13 protein-coding genes are annotated in these 18,109 nt (G+C 45.1%); 5 read left to right on the top strand and 8 right to left on the bottom strand.

Annotated features, from left to right (window positions below; genetic code table 11):
- The first annotated feature begins 6 nt into the window (after window positions 1-6).
- Together ABWT76_RS16110 and ABWT76_RS16105 are read left to right on the top strand one after the other, a co-directional pair.
- On the top strand, window positions 7-321 hold the full coding sequence (locus ABWT76_RS16110; RefSeq protein ID WP_054464465.1) for a nucleotidyltransferase family protein: 315 nt from the start codon (window positions 7-9) through the stop codon (window positions 319-321).
- A 158-nt stretch (window positions 322-479) separates the two neighbouring features.
- Window positions 480-2,012 carry a phosphomannomutase/phosphoglucomutase gene (locus ABWT76_RS16105; protein ID WP_054464463.1) on the top strand — a complete coding sequence of 511 codons (1,533 nt, stop codon included), beginning with the start codon at window positions 480-482 and terminating at the stop codon, window positions 2,010-2,012.
- Between the two features lie 82 nt (window positions 2,013-2,094).
- Here ABWT76_RS16105 and ABWT76_RS16100 read toward each other — a convergent pair whose 3' ends face one another.
- From ABWT76_RS16100 to ABWT76_RS16085, 4 genes are all read right to left on the bottom strand, one after another.
- Window positions 2,095-2,718 carry a GvpL/GvpF family gas vesicle protein gene (locus tag ABWT76_RS16100; RefSeq protein WP_054464462.1) on the bottom strand — a complete coding sequence of 208 codons (624 nt, stop codon included), beginning with the start codon at window positions 2,716-2,718 and terminating at the stop codon, window positions 2,095-2,097.
- A 201-nt stretch (window positions 2,719-2,919) separates the two neighbouring features.
- Window positions 2,920-3,105, bottom strand: coding sequence for a hypothetical protein (locus tag ABWT76_RS16095; protein WP_054464461.1), 186 nt, complete (start codon window positions 3,103-3,105; stop codon window positions 2,920-2,922).
- A 59-nt stretch (window positions 3,106-3,164) separates the two neighbouring features.
- Entirely contained in the window at window positions 3,165-5,015 is a 1,851-nt protein-coding gene (locus tag ABWT76_RS16090; RefSeq protein WP_354634640.1) for a hypothetical protein, read from the bottom strand.
- A gap of 150 nt (window positions 5,016-5,165) precedes the next feature.
- Window positions 5,166-7,139, bottom strand: coding sequence for a serine/threonine-protein kinase (locus tag ABWT76_RS16085; RefSeq protein WP_054464459.1), 1,974 nt, complete (start codon window positions 7,137-7,139; stop codon window positions 5,166-5,168).
- A gap of 207 nt (window positions 7,140-7,346) precedes the next feature.
- On the opposite strand from ABWT76_RS16085, the gene ABWT76_RS16080 reads away from it, so the two are divergent.
- Entirely contained in the window at window positions 7,347-7,829 is a 483-nt protein-coding gene (locus ABWT76_RS16080; protein ID WP_054464458.1) for a 2Fe-2S iron-sulfur cluster-binding protein, read from the top strand.
- 112 nt (window positions 7,830-7,941) lie between these two features.
- Here ABWT76_RS16080 and ABWT76_RS16075 read toward each other — a convergent pair whose 3' ends face one another.
- Together ABWT76_RS16075 and ilvA are read right to left on the bottom strand one after the other, a co-directional pair.
- Window positions 7,942-8,388, bottom strand: coding sequence for a helix-turn-helix domain-containing protein (locus ABWT76_RS16075; RefSeq protein ID WP_054464457.1), 447 nt, complete (start codon window positions 8,386-8,388; stop codon window positions 7,942-7,944).
- Window positions 8,389-8,872: 484 nt separating this feature from the next.
- Window positions 8,873-10,384 carry a threonine ammonia-lyase, biosynthetic gene (gene ilvA / locus ABWT76_RS16070; protein WP_354634638.1) on the bottom strand — a complete coding sequence of 504 codons (1,512 nt, stop codon included), beginning with the start codon at window positions 10,382-10,384 and terminating at the stop codon, window positions 8,873-8,875.
- A 366-nt stretch (window positions 10,385-10,750) separates the two neighbouring features.
- Between ilvA and ABWT76_RS16065 the strand changes: the two genes are divergently transcribed.
- Both ABWT76_RS16065 and ABWT76_RS16060 read left to right on the top strand, forming a co-directional pair.
- Window positions 10,751-11,083 (top strand): DUF3040 domain-containing protein, encoded by a 333-nt coding sequence (locus ABWT76_RS16065; protein ID WP_354634637.1) that lies wholly within the window; start codon window positions 10,751-10,753, stop codon window positions 11,081-11,083.
- A gap of 116 nt (window positions 11,084-11,199) precedes the next feature.
- A complete protein-coding gene (locus ABWT76_RS16060; protein ID WP_354634636.1) occupies window positions 11,200-13,275 on the top strand; it encodes a dynamin family protein in 2,076 nt (691 codons plus the stop codon).
- Between the two features lie 660 nt (window positions 13,276-13,935).
- On the opposite strand, the gene ABWT76_RS16055 is transcribed toward ABWT76_RS16060, so the two are convergent.
- Both ABWT76_RS16055 and ABWT76_RS16050 read right to left on the bottom strand, forming a co-directional pair.
- The gene (locus ABWT76_RS16055; RefSeq protein ID WP_354634635.1) at window positions 13,936-17,049 is read right to left on the bottom strand and encodes a Calx-beta domain-containing protein; all 3,114 of its coding nucleotides are present in this window, start codon (window positions 17,047-17,049) and stop codon (window positions 13,936-13,938) included.
- A 788-nt stretch (window positions 17,050-17,837) separates the two neighbouring features.
- Window positions 17,838-18,083, bottom strand: a complete 246-nt coding sequence (locus ABWT76_RS16050) for a hypothetical protein (RefSeq protein WP_231636550.1) — start codon at window positions 18,081-18,083, stop codon at window positions 17,838-17,840.
- Window positions 18,084-18,109: the final 26 nt, after the last annotated feature.

Here is an 18,109-nt window from a genome sequence, read left to right as displayed (position 1 = left end):
ATAATTATGGAAAAACAAATCAAGGCTTATCCAATCAATATTCCATTACCGAGCATTGCCGAAATTTGCCAAACCTACCATATCCAAAAACTTTCTTTATTTGGTTCCGTGTTAAGAGATGACTTTGGACCGCAGAGTGATATTGATATTTTAGTAGAATTTCAAGCGGGAAAAACTCCCGGATTTCGCTTTATTAACATTCAAGATAGACTCTCGGAACGTTTAGGTCGTACCGTTGACTTGAATACACCTCAAGACCTGAGCCGCTATTTCCGAGAACAAGTTTTAGCTGAAGCCGAGGTAATCTATGTTAAAAAATGATTATATTAGATTAATTCATATGTTTTTTTCATCAAAAAAATCTATATTATATCAAATATTCGGATTATGTATTAAAGGAAAAATTAACCACAAAGACACAGAGAACACAAAGAGAAATATTAGGGTAATATTAGAGGAGTTGATTGTCTCAGCATTATATGAAACATAACAAACATTTTCACTGGAAAAAATTACAAAATGGTTCAGATATCCGGGGAGTCGCCCTGGAAGGAGTCGCCCATGAACCAGTCAATATTACCCCAAAAGTGGTAGAAATTTTGGGGCAAGCTTTTGTGTTATGGCTAACGGAAAAATTTGGCAAAGCTGCGTCAGAATTAACTATTTCTTTAGGCAGAGATAGTCGATTATCGGGAGTAAGTTTAATCGAAGCCGCCACCGCTGGAATTACTTCAATGGGGGCTAAAGTTTATGATTTTGGCATGGCGTCAACTCCGGCCATGTTTATGAGTGTTGTGACACCGGAATTTGCCTGTGATGGGGCAATTATGCTCACCGCTAGTCATTTACCTTTTAATCGTAATGGTTTAAAATTTTTCACTTCTCACGGTGGTTTAGGAAAAGCGGATATTTCGGCAATTTTAGAACTGGCAGAACACCATAAATTTGAACCTGCTGCCACGAAAGGAAGCATTTCCCACCATGATTTTATTTCCGTTTATGCCGCTGGATTTGTGCAAAAAATTCGCGCAGCGGTGAATCATCCCGAACATTTTGACGAGCCTCTTAAAGGCTTAAAAATTATTGTGGATGCGGGCAATGGGGCAGGGGGTTTTTATGCGGAAAAAGTGCTGAAACCCCTGGGGGCAGATACGACGGGCAGCCAATTTTTAGAACCCGATGGCACATTTCCTAACCATATCCCCAACCCGGAAGATAAAGAGGCGATGGCTTCGATTTGTCAAGCAGCGATCGCCCAAAAAGCGGATTTTGGGATTATTTTTGATACGGATGTCGATCGCGGGGCAGCAGTGGATTCTACCGGCAAAGAATTAAACCGCAATCGCTTAATTGCTATAATGTCGGCAATTGTTTTAAGAGAACATCCGGGGTCTACAATTGTCACCGATTCGATTACTTCCGATGGACTGACTACGTTTATTGAACAAGAGTTAAAAGGTAAACATCATCGTTATAAACGCGGTTACAAGAATGTGATTAATGAGTCAATTCGCTTGAATGAATCCGGGGAAGAGTCTTGGTTGGCGATCGAAACCTCCGGTCATGGGGCGATGAAAGAAAATTATTTTCTGGATGATGGGGCTTATTTGATTACTAAGCTATTAATTGAATTAGCTAAATCTAAATTAGCTGGCAAAAACTTATTAGATTTAATTGCCAATTTCCAGGAACCAGCAGAAAGCGAGGAATTCCGGTTAAAAATTAGCACACCAGAGTTTAAAGAATATGGGCATCAGGTAATTAACCAACTGCAAGAATTTGCCGCCAAGCAAGCGGGTTGGCAAATTGTGCCGAATAATTATGAAGGGGTGCGGATTTCTTGTCATTCCCCAGAGGAAGATGGCTGGTTTTTGTTGCGCTTGTCTCTGCATGACCCGGTAATTCCTTTGAATGTTGAGTCGAATGTTCCCGGTGGGGTGAATAAAATTGTGACTCGACTGTTAGAGTTTTTCGAGTCTTTTGAGGCTTTGGATTTATCGGTGTTTAAATAATCCGTTTATCCCCATTTATATTTCTCGTTTTCTCGTTCCTAGGCTCTGCCTGGGAACGAGAGATATCTATCGATTTAAACTTTTAAACAAAATGATAGGGCGGCAGTGATTCGCTGAGGAATAATTGCCAAGTGGGATGGTTCTTCTGCCATGTTTGGACGTATTCTAGAAGTCGCGACTCTTGATTTTTTGGGATTAATAAATAAAGTCTATTGGTCGTGCCTTGGGGTTCGCCGATAATGGTTAGAAATCCGGCTTCTTTGCCTGTTTCGTGGAGAAACCGGGTTTCTGCGATCGCCTGTTGGAGATTTTCCCATTCACGATTTTGTTGGGTTTGAAATTCTTGGATTATGGAAAAGCGTTGTTTTTTAGCTAATAAATAGGCTTTTCCTTTGGCTTGCGGATCTGTATCCGGTACGGGGACATCTAAGGGTACGACTTTGAGGGTGTATTCGGCTTTGCCTTCAAATTGGTTTAATTTGGTTAGATATTCTTTTTGTTGCTGGTTTAAATGGGCGATTAAATCCGCATATAAACGGAAGATGGTGCCAAATCTTAGGGGTAAAATGGTAGTTTGGTTAAATAATTCACAAAGAATGTGATCGTAGGTCAAAACTGCCTGCATCAGACGGCGATCGTCTTTTTCTAAGGGGGTTAGAGATGTTAACCCTGGTTCAGCGATCGCCCCGATATTTTCCGTCGGCAATTCCGTCTCATATCAAGTCCGTGCGATCGGTTACAAAAACAATCCTGTCTCATTAAGATGGATTCCCGCATATAGCGCTCCAAGGACGCATACTCCGAAGGAAGCGGTTCGGGACAGTAGGGGCGAATGCGAGAAAGCCCCTACGTGAATAATCAGCGAATACACGGACTTGATATTACTGGGTTGCTCTATTATAAGTGATTATGCGGACATGATATCAATTAGTTGTAAATCACCCTCAATTCCTTGGGGCAATTGTAATGAATTTGCGGGACTTTTAAATAAAGCGTAAATATAGTTTTTGCGACAATCTCTGCTAATAAACCGAGTTAAGAAACCGGATTTCTGCGACAAACTCGGAAAATTCCGACGCCGTGGGTTCGTCATCGGTGTGGTCTACACCCTACACCCTACACCCTAAGAAGCAAGCGGGTTTCTGTGTTAATTTAAGTCGGGATAAATTCTAATTCTAAGCGAAATTGTGCTAACCCAGATTCCCAGTTTTTGGCTAGATTTTGGATATCGATGTTGGCTCCATTCATTAACCACTGAAAAGAGGGGGTATTTGCTTTAATTTGTTGGCTCAAACTATGTAGGATCTGTTCAACCATTAGGGGTTGCATGGATAATTCAGTATCGGGCGATTTGCGAAGCGATCCGCTGTCGAGGAATCGCACAATAGTGTTTGGCGACAAGTACAAAACTTTTTGACCGGGGTGTTTTTCCCAAGATTGACCGGTGGATAAATCCACCGTAATTGTTTCATTTCCCACCTGAATTTCAAAAATGGCTAATAACCGGAGAATGCCAATTTTCCAGTCTTCTCCGGGGCTGAGAACCATCGCCTCTACACTGCCAATTAACTGCATCATCGGATAAGAACTGGTAATGGTTTGCCAGAGTAATCGCTCCATGCACTCATCGATCAAAACTTCTCCGTCACCCCAGGGAAACTCCCAATTTTCGACTAAATCATAAGCAGTTGTCACCAACTCAGAAATTAGATTTGAGTTGAGAGATTCATTTTCCGCTGTTAGAAACTTGTTTTTTTCAAGCAACCCGGTTTCTAACCCGGTGTCTGAAATAGATTCTGGCTGAATCTGTGGCAGTATTCTGATTAATGTTTCTTCAAATGGGATTTTGGCGGATTCTTGCAATATTGCCGGTTGAGAAAGTCGCAGCATTCGCTTACCATACAGACCAGACCGAGGGAATGATTCAGAAATATCGGCAACAATTGGTTGACCCAAGGGTGCGCTTTGACCTTCTGGTTCTGGGGAATTTTCTGGTGATTGGGGCAAAAATTCCCAATCCATTGTCAGTTGCAGAAAACCACTAAGCCATTGGTGATTTGGCGACAACCATTCCACCGATTGCGGTTCCATTAACTTGGCCAATTCTGGGCTGGTAAATTCGATTTCTTGGCGTAACTGAGTGATTAGCTGACCGGCGGAAATCGGTGACAAGAAACCGGGTTTCTGCGAGAAACCCGGTTTCTGCGTCGATTTATGCCAAGAACCAGAACTTAAATTAAGAAACCCGATTTCTGAACCAGAACTTAAATTAAGAAACCCGGTTTCTGGAGTTTCTGGAGTTGGCTCAGATGTTACGTTATGGGTGGCTAAGTCGATAAACCAATGATGGTCTGAGTTCCAGACGGACAAACCCACCACTAATCGGATTAAGCCAATCTCAGGATTTTGAGGCGATCGCAGTATCTGGGCAGGAACGCCGCCAATTAGTTGCATTACGTCATAAGAACTGCTGACTAGATGCCAAAGTAATCGAGGAATTAAATTATCGACGACGATTAATGGAGAGGGGTGCGCTTGTGCGCTTGTGCAGGGGTGCGGGGGTGCGGGGGAGATATTTTTCCCATCTGTCCCTTTGCTCCCCTGCGCCTCTGCGCCTCTGCGCCTCTGCTCCTCTGCCCCGGAAGCCCCGGAAGCCCTGTTGCTTGACTGCCCGAAGGCGTCCAGGACATCGTAAGCTTCGTCCAGGACGTAGGGAATCAGGTTTTCTGAGGTTTTTGGCAAGTCCGCAGGCCATCCACCGAAAGGAGATCGCAGTTCCGCGACGATTTCCACCAGTCGCGTCATTGCCTCTAATACTGGTTGGGTTGCTTGTCTCTGGTTGGTTGTCTGGTCGGTTGTCTTGTCTATTGTCTGTTGTTCTGAGACCAAGGAGGTTTCTGCGGACGAACGGTTTATGCGATTCCGCGAGAGCGGAGGCCAGCGCGAATCGCCTAGTTTGAGGACGGTTTTGCTTAGAAAAGCAAATTCAGCAGAGTCGAGCATTTTTGAAGTTGATGTTGTATGTTGATACTCTAGATTTCCAGAAACCGGGTTTATGTGTCAATTTAGGCCAAAAATCAGCACTTAAATTCAGAAACTTGGGGCAGAAACCGGGTTTATGTGTCAATTTAGGCCAAAAATCAGCACTTAAATTCAGAAACCCGGTTTCTTGATTTGAATAAAAGAAATACAGCTACCATTCGCCGCCTCTGTGACCCCAGCTAGACCGAGAAAATTGTTGGTGATGTTGGTGATATCTTTGGTTTCAGCGGTGGTTTCAGCGGTTTCAGCGGTGGTTTCAGCGGTGGTTTCAGCGGTTTCAGCTTCTGTTCCAGTCCAAAACCCAAATCCCAGGGGAGCCTGGAAGCCAAATTGAAACTTACCATTATTCTGTCCTTGGCGATCCAAACAGGTGATTTCACCTTTAGCATTGGCTAACAGACAGCCTCCGGGGATGGGAGATAAACAAGTTGGCATGGTTTCTAGGGGAATTCGCATCAGTTGCATGGGGAAAAGCTGGATCCGCCAGACGGCGGGTCTGGGCTCCCGGACAATGCCAAACAAAATCCCTGGGGCATCGGTGAAAATCAGTCGCTCAAAGAGAAGAGGCGATCGCACCGAACCCATCTGCGTCCCCTTACGGCTATACATCTTAAAGATAGTTTGGGGCTTTTTGGCTTCGCGGCTGTGCCAGACGCTTAATACATGACGGCGATCCAGAAACATCAACTGGGGCAACATACCCACGGACAGAGAAAGGCTTTTTAACAACTTCACCGGCGGTGGTTTGTTTCCATCTTGATCGGTTCCCAAGGAATAAAACCCAAATCGCAGAGTCTTTTTTTCCGGCTGGCTCAAAACTGCCACCACCAACGATTGACCACAAGGGTCAGCCGCTACCGTAAACCCTTGTTTAAACTTCAACAAGCGGTGAGGTTGCCTAGATTTTGCCGATACCCAGTAAATCGATCCGCTTTTCCCTGGGTCTAACTCACAGGTACTCACTAAACAGCTATTTGCCAAAGGGATAATTTCCTGAACCGGTTCTGGGAAATTTAGGTGTATTGCCTCGGTTTGGCATGGCTGCCAGTTCAAAACTGTGTTTTGCTGGAAAATTCCGTAAAGATTACCATGTCCTGAACATAGACCTGTTAAAACACCAGGTAATTCTTGCTGGTCAAAGATACAAATATTTGGCACTTGTATTCTGTCCTCATCTTTGTTGGGGTCAGCTTCTTTGAAGGGCAGAGGTCTTGCCATCAAGGGTAAAATCTCTGGATGATTCATTACTTGCGCGATCGCCTCTGACATTTTTGCCGCTGTCCCATAGCGGCGCCCTTTCAACTTGGCCAAAGCCTGTTTCAAAATGGCCTGCAAAGGTTCTGGCAGACCAACGGGAATTTCCAGGGGTTGATTTAAATGCGCCCACATCAACCGTTCTGGTATTCCCGTAAAAGGACGATCACCCAGCAACAGTTCAAAAAACACAATTCCCATCGCATAAATATCCGAGGAGCGAGAATACATCCCATAAAATGCTTCCGGGGACGTATAAGCAGGCGCTCCCACCACATCAATACTCCCGTCCGCTGATTCTACGGTGCCTCGATTTTGAGCGATTTCTGACAAGCGACGGGCAATGCCAAAATCCGATAAGCGCGGCAACCACATCCCGGCATCTAATCCCAGGAGGATATTTTCTGGCTTAATATCACAGTGAATAATTCCGTGACGGTGAGCTTGTTCTAGTCCCGCCAGAATTCCTTGCATAATAGTTAAGGCTTCACCCAAGGAAAGGGAATTTTCCGACTCTAGCAACTCACGCAAGGTGCCGCCTTCACAGTAATCCATGACCAAATATCGCGCCGTGGTGGTGGCTTCAAAAGCGCGACAGGTGACAATGTTGGGATGTTGTAAGGTCAACAGTGACCCCAATTCTCGTAAAAACTTAGATGTGGATAAGCGACGGTGGGTGATTTCCTTCAATGCCACCAGTTGGCCGGTTTGCCGTTCTACGGCACAAAAAACCTGGCCAAATTGTCCCTGTCCCACCCGGGCCAAAACGCGGTATTTCGGAAGCTGTCGGCTAAGAGACCGCGATTTACTATCTTGAACCCACTCCTTCATACGGCTGGTTTGCCCCCATGTTATGCCACTTAAACTATGATTATTGTCGCTCCGATGTGAACATCGAAGCAATTTGTATTTTTTGTGCTAATTTTGTCCCTGCACCGTACTGACTCAAATAAAAATTTACCTTTGCCGCCGCTTTTGCCCACAATCACCGCTGATTGAGTTATAGATTTAAATAGATTACACGCTCATCAGCACAATATGGTTAAAACTGTCAGGCTAGAACCGATCGCCCAAAATACGGAAATTCAGACTAACGCTAATCTTTTATCCGCACTGTTGCAAGAAGACTTGCACGTTCTCAAAGAATGTGGCGGACGGGGAATGTGCGCGACTTGCCATGTTTACATCAAAGACGGGATGGAAAGTCTTTCCGGCATCTCTAAACGGGAACAGCGCACCCTAGAAGTGATTACCACCGCCAAACCCAATTCTCGCCTTGCCTGTCAGTCACGAGTCCTGGGTGAAGGGGTGGTGGTAGAAGTGCCCGCTGGTATGTATATTGACGCGATCGAAGATATTGAAGCATTAATTGGCAGACGAACGGAACAACCTTTACTTCACCCTCTGACTGGGGAAGTGGTCGTAGAGTCTGGAAAATTAATTACTCGTTCCGTGATTACTCAACTTAAAGATGTTCGTTTAGCCGTGGGGGAAACTTTAGCCCGGACTCGCGACGCTTAAACAATGATGGGGGGTAACGGGGGACAGCACCCACGAACCCGCCAAAGTGCTCCGCACCGCTGCGCGAGCGAATCCGCTTCTGGATCTAGCCGCACAGGGGTGATCGCGCCAATTAAACTCGACTGCGGGGCAAGCGGACTTTATGCTTACGCAAAATGCGGATCACCTGAGTGCCACTTAATTCAATTCCGGTTTTTTCAGCCAGATAAGCCGCTAATCGTCCACTGGTCCAAAATTCACTTTCATAGCCCAATTCATTAGGCTTTTGATGAACGATTTTAAGCAATAAGTCGATATAATCACTGTCTGCTTTGCGATAATTCCCCTGTTCCCGTCGGTCTTTCATGGTTTCGAGATTGTCTGGATCCCCATGTACGCACCAATAAGCCACGGTTCTATAAGAACACCCAATAAAGTCAGCAATTTCCTCATAGGTTTTGCCGTCATGTTTCAACAGGAGAATCAGGGCGTGCTCCCGAAATCTAGGGCATTCGCTTTCTCGTAAAGCCTTTTGGAGTCGTTTTCTTTGGGGATCTGTCAGAAAGGGTTGTCCTGCCATTCTTAAAAGATTCTAGGGGTCATCTCTTTTTATTTTATGCTATTTAGATGTTTAAAAATACTTCGGCAAACAAGAAACCGGGACAAGAAACCGGGTTTCTTCAGTTAACCTTTGCCACCCCACAGGCCCCTACATAGAAACCCGGTTTCTAACCCCTCCAGGTTTCTGCCACCCCAGGGACAAGAAACCGGGTTTCTTCAGTTAACCTTTGCCACCCCACAAGCCCCTACATAGAAACCCGGTTTCTAACCCCTCCAGGTTTCTGCCACCCCAGGGACAAGAAACCGGGTTTCTTCAGTTAACCTTTGCCACCCCACAGGCCCCTACATAGAAACCCGGTTTCTAACCCCTCCAGGTTTCTGCCACCCCAGGGACAAGAAACCGGGTTTCTTCAGTTAACCTTTGCCACCCCACAGGCCCCTACATAGAAACCCGGTTTCTAACCCCTCCAGGTTTCCCACCCCTCCAGGTTTCTGAACCCTAACTAGGCCAAAAATAACTGATAAGCCGGATTATGATTTTCATCCCAGTAGCGATAACCGAGGGTATCGAGAAATGCTTGCCATTCCTGCATTTCTTCTGGAGGAACTTGCATTCCGACCACAATTCGGCCATAGTCCGCGCCATTATTTCTATAGTGAAATAGGCTGATATTCCAGTTGGGACTCATGGAGGCGACAAATTTCATTAGGGCGCCGGGACGTTCGGGAAACTCGAAGCGGTACAGTAACTCATTATGCGCGAGGGGAGAATGTCCGCCAACCATGTGCCGCAAGTGCATTTTGGTCAGTTCGTCATCGGTTAAATCGAGGGTTTTTAAGCCATTGGCTTCAAAGGTTTCCACGATTTTCACGGCATCAGCCCGGTTGGTGACTTGCACCCCAACAAAAATATGGGCTTGTTTTTGATCGGCGATGCGATAGTTAAATTCGGTAAGCTGCCGTTTGCCCAAGCAGTCGCAAAATCGCCGCAAACTGCCAGGGGTTTCGGGAATGGTGACGGCAAAGATGGCTTCCCGACGTTCCCCAAATTCCGCCCGTTCCGCCACAAACCGGAGGCGATCGAAGTTCATGTTAGCGCCGCAAGCGACGGCAACCAGGGTTTGTCCTCGGATTTGTGTTCTCTCCACATAAGCTTTTGCCCCAGCGATCGCCAATGCCCCAGCGGGTTCTAAGATTGACCGGGTATCCTCAAACACATCTTTAATCGCGGCGCAAGTATCGTCCGTATCCACCAAAATAATGTCATCCACATATTCTTGACAGAGGCGAAAGGTTTCTTCCCCCACTTCTCGGACCGCTACCCCATCGGCAAATAAGCCCACCTGGGACAATTTCACCCGTTTTCTGGCTTTGAGGGATTGATGCATGGCATCCGCATCAACGGGTTCCACCCCAATAATCTTGATTTCTGGGCGCAACCGTTTCACATAAGCGGCAATGCCGGAAATTAACCCGCCGCCACCAATGGCGACAAAAATGGCATGAATTGGCTGCTGATATTGGCGTAAAATTTCCATGCCAATAGTTCCCTGACCGGCGATCACGTCAGGATCGTCAAAGGGATGAATAAAAGTTAAGCCTTTTTCTACTTCGAGTTGACGGGCGTGGGCGTAGGCTTCGTCATAGGTTTCCCCATGTAATACCACTTGTCCGCCTCTGGCTTTGACCGCATCAATTTTCACTTGGGGGGTGGTCACGGGCATGACGATAATCGCTTGGGTGCCTAGGTGACGGGCTGACAGGGCGACTCCTTGGGCGTGGTTGCCTGCGGAGGCGGCAATGACTCCTTGGGCAAGTTCTTCTGGGGGCAGTTGGGCCATTTTGTTATATGCCCCCCGCAACTTGAAGGAAAAAACTGACTGCATATCCTCTCGCTTTAGCAGCAGTTTATTATTGAGTCGGGCTGAGAGGTTTGTGGCTAATTCTAGAGGCGTTTCTTGGGCAACATCATAGACACGGGCGGTGAGAATTTGTACCAGGTAATCGCAACGCATGAGGCAATGGTTCGTTCTTTCGGTGAATGTGAGGCAATTTTATCTTAAAGCGATCGCATTCGTCCCCAGAGGGAACAGAAACCGGGTTTTTTTCTTAAATTTTTGTGATTTGGCCTTATAGCAGATGGTTTTTTTGGGGCTTTCAGAAACCGGGTTTCTTAATAAAATCTTTGTAATTTGGCCAAAGTTAACGCAGAAACCGGGTTTCTTCGCCATCATCAAGAATTGTTAACTGAATTAAATATGGTAATATAATAAAAGATGTGGCTAAACCAATTAAACTTTCGCTTAATCAATAATTGGAATAGAGATGAATTAATTCAATCTGAATGAATTAATTTTTCCAGATAGAAGGGGTGAAATCAAATGAATAATTCTAACAACCCAGAAAAAGACTTAGAGGCAAAACAAAAAGAAATCGAAGAGCGCGAACGGGCGATTCGACTGAGGGAATTAGAGCATGAACTCTACCAAAAAGAACCGCCTCTTTATAAAACTGTGCCAGATACACCGCCAGAAAATAAGCTGAAACGATGGACTAGACAAGCAATTAAAATTGGTAAATTTGTCGGAGTCGTGGTAATCGGAATTGCCGCAATTCAGCTAGGCGCATGGATTGCTGGATTTATTATTGTTGGGGGAATTGCTTGGTTTTCCTACAAAATTTTCTTTGACTCTGATGATGTGAATGTCAAATAATACAGCACTTCTCAGAGTTATGAATTACAAAAAAACCTGTCATTCCCGCGCGGGAATCCAGAAAAACTCTGTAATCCCGATAATAACCTCTATAATAGTTACTCGGAATCATTACCATGATGGAAAGTACCAGATTAATTAATAACTTAGATCGAGTTGCCAGTATCCGCTCGAATGTGGCGGACTATCTGGGAACAATGGCTGAAATTTTGTCTAAGTCAGAAGAAGTTGCCGAAACTCACTCAGGAAAATTCGGACTAGACGCGGATATTGATGACCTGAAATTAGCCAGCCAAAATCTAAAATCAGGAGTATTTAGACTGCTGGTTTTGGGCGATATGAAACGGGGTAAAAGTACGTTACTGAATGCGCTGATTGGGGAAAATTTATTACCCAGTGATGTGAATCCTTGTACGGCATTGCTGACGGTGTTACGTTATGGCCTAGAAAAAAAAGTTACGGTTTATTTTAAGGAAGGCAAACTGCCAGAAACTATCGATTTTAATACTTTCAAGCAAAAATATACTATCGACCCCGATGAAGGGAAAAAGCTGGAAAGAGAAAATCAGGCCGCATTTCCTAATGTTAACTATGCGGTAGTCGAGTATCCTTTACCTCTTTTAGAAAAAGGGGTGGAAATTGTGGATAGTCCCGGTCTGAATGATACGGAAGCCCGCAACGAGTTATCGTTAAATTATGTGCATAATAGTCAAGCTATTTTGTTTGTGTTACGGGCTTCGCAACCTTTGACGTTGAATGAGCGGCGCTATTTAGATAATTATATCAAAGATCGCGGGTTAAATGTGTTTTTCCTGATTAATGGTTGGGATGAAATTCGCCTGGGTCTGGTTGATATAGATGATGGGGCAGAATTGGCGGAGGCAGAGGCAAAACTGCGGCAATTTTTCCAAACTAATCTGGCAGAATATTGTCAAATTAATGGGGCAAATGTTTATGATGAACGAGTCTTTGAGCTATGTTCTCTTAATGCTTTGCGCCGCCGCTTAAAACACCCAGAAGATAGCCTAGAAGGAACGGGGTTTCCTGGTTTTATGGCGGCTTTGAATACGTTTTTGACTCAAGAAAGAGCGGTGGCAGAACTTCGCCAAGCGCGAACTTTAGCCCGTCAAAGTTATAACCATTGCCATGATGCGATCGCCCGTCGAATTCCTTTGTTAGGGGAAGATTTGCAAGAGTTGAAAAATCGAATTGCGTCGGTGTCCCCAGAGTTTGAAATGTTGACGGATATTCGCGATCGCTTCCAGGAAGAAATTGGGGAAATGCGCGATCGGCAAGCCAAAAAAGTGGCCGATTCTTTTCGCACCTATATTTTAGATTTAGGCAAGACTTTTGAATTGGATTTTGTCCGGTATCAGCCAAATCTCGGTTTTTTAGATTCTCTGCAAAAGGGCAAACGAGAACAGTTTAATGCGGAATTCCAGCAAGCTTTTGAGCGTTATTTGAATGAAAAAATCGCCGAATGGGAACTGATTGCCGAAAAACAAATTGCTGATGCTTTTGCCCAACTGAGCCAAAGTGCTGCCAAATATGGGGCGAATTATACTCAAGTCACTCAACTGATTAACGAGAAATTAACCGGGCAAAAAATTCACCGGGGAATTAACACTGAATTAGAAGAAGATGCGCCATCTTGGGCGAGTTGGGCAATGGGTTTTTTCTCCTTAACCACGGGAAATGTGGCTGGGGTAGTGATGGCTAGTGCTGGATTTGATTGGAAAAATATTCTGGTCAATTATGTGGCGGTAATTGGCATTAGTACCTTTTTATTATTGTTTGCCGGCCCCCTCGCTTCCATTGGTTTAATCGGCATTCCTTTATTAGGTTTAGGAGTGGGGGCTTTACAAGCAGATGAAGCCCGGAAAGAATTTATCAAAGCTACCAAGAAAGAGTTTATTAAATCCCTTCCAGAATTAGCCCAATCTCAATGGCAATCGATTTATGATGTAGTTGAGCAATGTTTTAATGACTACGATCGCGAAGTCAGCAAGCGGCTGAATGCGGATATTAAATCTCGTCAAGGGGAACTTGACAACTTGGTGGCACAAAAGCAATCCCAAGAGATTGATTATGCTCAGGAATTAAGCCGCCTGAAAATGTTGGATGGGGAGGTACTTTCCCAGCTAAAAACTATCGAATCGGCTTACCAAGATTTACTCTCATCTCCTGTTTAGTAGTTTAGTAGTTTAAATTTTCTTGGGAATTTCACCACAAAGACACAAAGAGCACAAAGGAATCTTTTCTTCGTGTCCTTTGTGCCTTAGTGGTTCATATTTTAGTAGCATTAATAGCCGTAACGCACCAAAGATTGACATATAATTGGCGGTAAAACTTAAATTTTATCTAAAAATACTTGACAAATTGCCAATAAAATAATAATATATAGTCATTAAGAATAATTCAGGTTTTTGGGGTCGGAAACACATCCAACAAGCCCAAACGATACCTGGGACTACCTGGCCCGGAGTAGCGAAGAAAGCAAGAGCAAAAAACCCCTTATCCTCTCCGGGCCAGGTAAAATCCCTAACTCGTTTCACAACTCACTTCGGGAAGCCCTGTGAGGGGCTTCCTCTTGGGCTTTTAACCGGAGAAACCGGGTTTATGCATCCGCATATCACAGTTATCTGTGGCATCCACAGAAGAAACCCGGTTTCTGAGTCTAAGCAGATAACCTAGAAACCGGGTTTCTTTTCGGCATATCACAGTTATCTGTGGCATTCACAGAAGAAACCCGGTTTCTGAGTCTAAGCAGATAACCTAGAAACCGGGTTTCTGTGACAATCTTCGCCCCTACAACCAAAATCTTGGTTAAGAAACCCGGTTTCTGATTTATTCTACACACCGACAAAAACATCAGCGGTCAAAGTAGCCGGAGCAATACCAGCAACAATCCCTAAATAATTCTCACCGACTTTCAAGGCAGTGGCGGTAATTGCGGCGGCACTATTCAAACTTAGGCTAATCGTTTCTAAGGTCAGGTCAGCAAAAGCCAAACCACCAGCCAGACCAATTTTATCCCCTAGGGTAAAGTCCATAATTACATCAGCCTGTGGCAAACTCAGGGCTGCTGCTTCTCCTCCGGCTAGGATAAAAGTATCATTTCCCGCGTCACCTGTGAGAATGTCTTGACCGATTTCTCCCGCGAGGATATCGTCACCGGCACCTCCGGTTAAAATATCCCGGCGTTGCCCACCATGCAGGGTGTCGTTACCGTCTCCACCATTGAGAATGTCGTTATCTTTGTTGCCATAGATTAAATCATTGTCCGCGCCACCATCAATCTGATCTGAACCTTTGCCACCCCATAAAGTGTCATCGCCATTAGAACCGTTGATGGTATCTGTTCCTTGGTTGCCGTTAATCTGATCGGCGGCGGTGGTGCCAGTGAGGTTATCTTGACCGGATAAGCCGAGAATTTGTTGACCGGCTGCTACGGTGGGAAGGGCAGTATCAGGGCCATCGGTGAGGGTGATTAGATTGGTGTCGGGAATGTTGGCATTTGGCGGTAGTCCGGTGGCAAGACCATTGCTAGTGACGTTAGGGGTGGGTATGGTGATAGCAACAACTCCGTCAGTGAAACCTGCGCCGATGATTCCTTGGTCGAATGCGGCGGCGCTGGCAATGATAGAATCTCTGAAGGAGTTATCTATTAGGGCATTGGGGAAAACACCTCCACCCATAGAGACGACTTGATTGGGATCGATGGTTAAAAGATTTTGCAGAATCTCTTGTTGGGTGACGCTATCGGCACCGAGTTCCGTCAGGGTTTGTAACATTTCGGGGGATAAACCGTTGGCGCGAAGCTGATTTTGATAATCAATTACATCGCTAACCGTAAGATTTATGGCCGGAAGTCCAGCAGCTTGATAGGCATTGAAGAAGTCAGCAAACAGTTGAGGTTGAGGGTCTGTTAATGCTCCTAGTGCTAGGGTATATTTTTGCGCGGCTTGTTCTTGTTGTTTTTGCCAAGCTTCATCCCCAGCAGCAACGGCACCATCAGCGCGATCGAGGGATGTTTGTAAGGCTTGAGCAACACCAATCCATTGGGTTTGATTCGCTATCATTGCATTAGCAGCATCGGCGAGTTGTTGGCTGCCCAAATCACTGGCGGTAAATGGTTGTTGAGATAGAGAAGGGGTAATTGGTTCGGCGATCGTTGTGAAATTGGGATCGGGGGGGTCTAGTGCTAACTTACCGTAGTAGAAACTGGCTGACAGAAGAGCCCATCCAATTATCCGGAAACCTATTGCTTCATATTGCATTCCGGGAGTTTTGAATAGTATTTCAGATAATACCAGACAACCATTTCCTCCCTGTGCCAACCAAAAAGCACTTTTATTGTATGATTTTTTTTCTTCGTCTGTGAGTCTATTTTGGTCTGCCCCATCAGAGATATAAACAGTCGCGTGATAATCTGGCGAGGGAAGTTTTGCATTGGTTGGTTCAAGTTTTATGTAGAATTCTTCTCCTCCTGGACTCTCTGGCTCTTTGTCGTACTTGGTAGCAACGCTTATTTTTTGGCTAGTTGTTCCTGGGGTAAAAACAACCTGACCACTAGCAAAGTTGTAGTCTTCACCCTGCTTCGCATTGAATCTAGGGTTAGTCGAAGTACCATCTTCTGTCCTGTAGTTGACTGTTACTATTTGATCGCTGGCTTCTGTCAACTTGATTTCAAACGATAATGGTGGATCGCCTTCTTTGGTTTTAGTAATGGGAGGAGAAATCGATATGGTGGGAGTGTTTTTTTTCTGGCAAAAATAATCCAAAATCTGCTGACCAGAAACATTCCCTACTGTTTCAATGAAACCAATACCAGGCTCACAGATTGTTGCCTCGTCACTTGAAAAAAAACCTGCTATCTCTAAATTTATCCCATACCCCCCAGAATCAGAAATCCCATCTTGGTTTAAATCTATATGTAATGTGGTAAAGTGTCGCCCCAATCCCATGATTCCGTTTTGTATGGGCGCTAATGAAATTGTACCGCCGCCCTCAAGGATTAAAGTATCATTGCCACCGTCTTCTTCCCATATACGTCCGCCGTTAGAATTTGTATCTACAGTATAAATGTCATCACCAGTTCCACCCGCATAAACATTAAAGCCATCGCCACCGATGAGAGTATCATTGCCTATGTTGCCTCTTAATACGTCATTTCCAGGTCCACCATCCAGGTAGCCACCCTCCTGCAGAGCCTCCAGTAAATCATCGCCATTTTCGCCAAACAAAGTTTTCTTGCCTGAAGTTCCATTAATTACTTTATCATTCCCATCTCCACAATAGATTGTATCGTTCCCCGGTCCAGTCCATATACTATCATCACCACCACCAGCATAGACGATATCATTTCCCTCTCCAGTGTCAAACGTCTCAGCTTCATCTGTTCCTGACATTACGTCATCTTCGTTAGTCCCAGGTTTATAGATATTTTGCTCAATACTCACCTCTTGCCCATCCAAAACCACCACCGCCGAATCATCTTCAGCTTTCAGGGTCAAGATGTCCGACTCATTCAATGGCTGACCTTCAACCCAAGCGGCAAAAAGTGCCCCCTCATCCCCTAGTGCATCTTCATAATTCACCTGTGCATCTATATAATGTCCATATTCCTCTAGGAGAACAGAGCCGATCGCCCCTACATCTCCCGCGTTCACCAACTCCCGCGACAGATAAATCTTGCCCGTAGCTTGGGCAAAAGCCCCCCATGCGCCATTAATCTCAGCGGAGTCCCGAACCTCGATCGCCGGAAAAGCGCTAAAATCTCCAGCGACCCAAGATGCTGCCAAAACTCGTGCTTTTTCCCCATCCAGGCGATCGCCAAATATCCCTTGCATTTTGGCATCATAATCCCCTTCGGTGGCAAAACTTTTCAGGGAATTCTCAACATCTTGCAGCGCATCTGACACTTGAACATTCAACAATTCAGCATCACTTGTCAGCGATTTCATAATCTCAATTCCTCACCAAGCTACTGATTGACAAACATAAAAAGCTGGAGGTATTCAGAAACCGGGTTTTTTGGCAAAGCAAATTTACCGAAGTAATATCCCTGGAAAAACTCGGTTCTTTAGCCACCTTCCCCAGTCCCGCGAAACTCACATTCGTCACAGACTTGGCGATTTAACTATTTAGTTTATGGAAAATAACTAGCTGTCGATACTCACAACCGTACAGCGTTTTGGATCTTAGGCTTTACGCTGTTTGAAGAGCGATCGCCATAACCGAATAATCATTTATCTGGCTTGACAAGTATATTAACCCACTTACGCAAAAATGAAAAGCCGAAAAAGTTAAAAAAAGCTAAAATTTTTAGGGGCGAACCATGACAATCGATCGATCCCCAGGAAAGAAACCGGGTTTCTATGAAAGTTTTGGTTGAGTCACAGAGATGATCTCAAGAAACCCGGTTTCTCAACCTAAGCGCGATCGCCTGTTTGCCCCCAGGAAAGAAACCGGGTCAGAAACCGGGTTTCTTAAAGAAACCCGGTTTCTTGGTTGAGTGACAGAGATGATCTAAAGAAACCCGGTTTCTGAACCTAAGCGCGATCGCCTGTTTGTCCCCAGGAAAGAAACCGGGTTTCTATGACAATGTTGGTTGCGTCACAGAGATTATCTAAAGAAACCCGGTTTCTCAACATAAGCGCGATCGCCCGTTTGTCCCCAGGAAAGAAACCGGGTTTCTATGAAAGTTTTGGTTGAGTCACAGAGATGATCTAAAGAAACCCGGTTTCTCAACCTAAGCGCGATCGCCTGTTTGCCCCCAAGAAAGAAACCGGGTTTCTATGAAAGTTTTGGTTGAGTCACAGAGATGATCTAAAGAAACCCGGTTTCTCAACTCAACATAAGCGCGATCGCCTGTTTGCCCCCAGGAAAGAAACCGGGTTTCTATGAAAGTTTTGGTTGAGTCACAGAGATGATCTAAAGAAACCCGGTTTCTCAACCTAAGCGCGATCGCCAACAAGAAACCGGGTTTCTGGGACAATTTTGGCAATTAACCCGAAATTTTAG

This window comes from Planktothricoides raciborskii GIHE-MW2 (assembly GCF_040564635.1).
In the GTDB taxonomy this organism is placed as follows: Bacteria; Cyanobacteriota; Cyanobacteriia; order Cyanobacteriales; family Laspinemataceae; genus Planktothricoides; species Planktothricoides raciborskii.
This window is presented reverse-complemented; position numbering and strand designations above follow the sequence as displayed.

Bases quoted from the DNA above. Each gene is read 5' to 3' on its own strand.
- ABWT76_RS16110 (WP_054464465.1), top strand. From the start codon at position 7: ATGGAAAAACAAATCAAGGCTTATCCAATCAATATTCCATTACCGAGC.
- ABWT76_RS16105 (WP_054464463.1), top strand. From the start codon at position 480: ATGAAACATAACAAACATTTTCACTGGAAAAAATTACAAAATGGTTCA.
- ABWT76_RS16095 (WP_054464461.1), bottom strand. From the start codon at position 3,105: ATGACGAACCCACGGCGTCGGAATTTTCCGAGTTTGTCGCAGAAATCC.
- ABWT76_RS16090 (WP_354634640.1), bottom strand. From the start codon at position 5,015: ATGCTCGACTCTGCTGAATTTGCTTTTCTAAGCAAAACCGTCCTCAAA.
- ABWT76_RS16085 (WP_054464459.1), bottom strand. From the start codon at position 7,139: ATGAAGGAGTGGGTTCAAGATAGTAAATCGCGGTCTCTTAGCCGACAG.
- ABWT76_RS16080 (WP_054464458.1), top strand. From the start codon at position 7,347: ATGGTTAAAACTGTCAGGCTAGAACCGATCGCCCAAAATACGGAAATT.
- ABWT76_RS16075 (WP_054464457.1), bottom strand. From the start codon at position 8,388: ATGGCAGGACAACCCTTTCTGACAGATCCCCAAAGAAAACGACTCCAA.
- ilvA (WP_354634638.1), bottom strand. From the start codon at position 10,384: ATGCGTTGCGATTACCTGGTACAAATTCTCACCGCCCGTGTCTATGAT.
- ABWT76_RS16065 (WP_354634637.1), top strand. From the start codon at position 10,751: ATGAATAATTCTAACAACCCAGAAAAAGACTTAGAGGCAAAACAAAAA.
- ABWT76_RS16060 (WP_354634636.1), top strand. From the start codon at position 11,200: ATGATGGAAAGTACCAGATTAATTAATAACTTAGATCGAGTTGCCAGT.
- ABWT76_RS16055 (WP_354634635.1), bottom strand. From the start codon at position 17,049: ATGAAATCGCTGACAAGTGATGCTGAATTGTTGAATGTTCAAGTGTCA.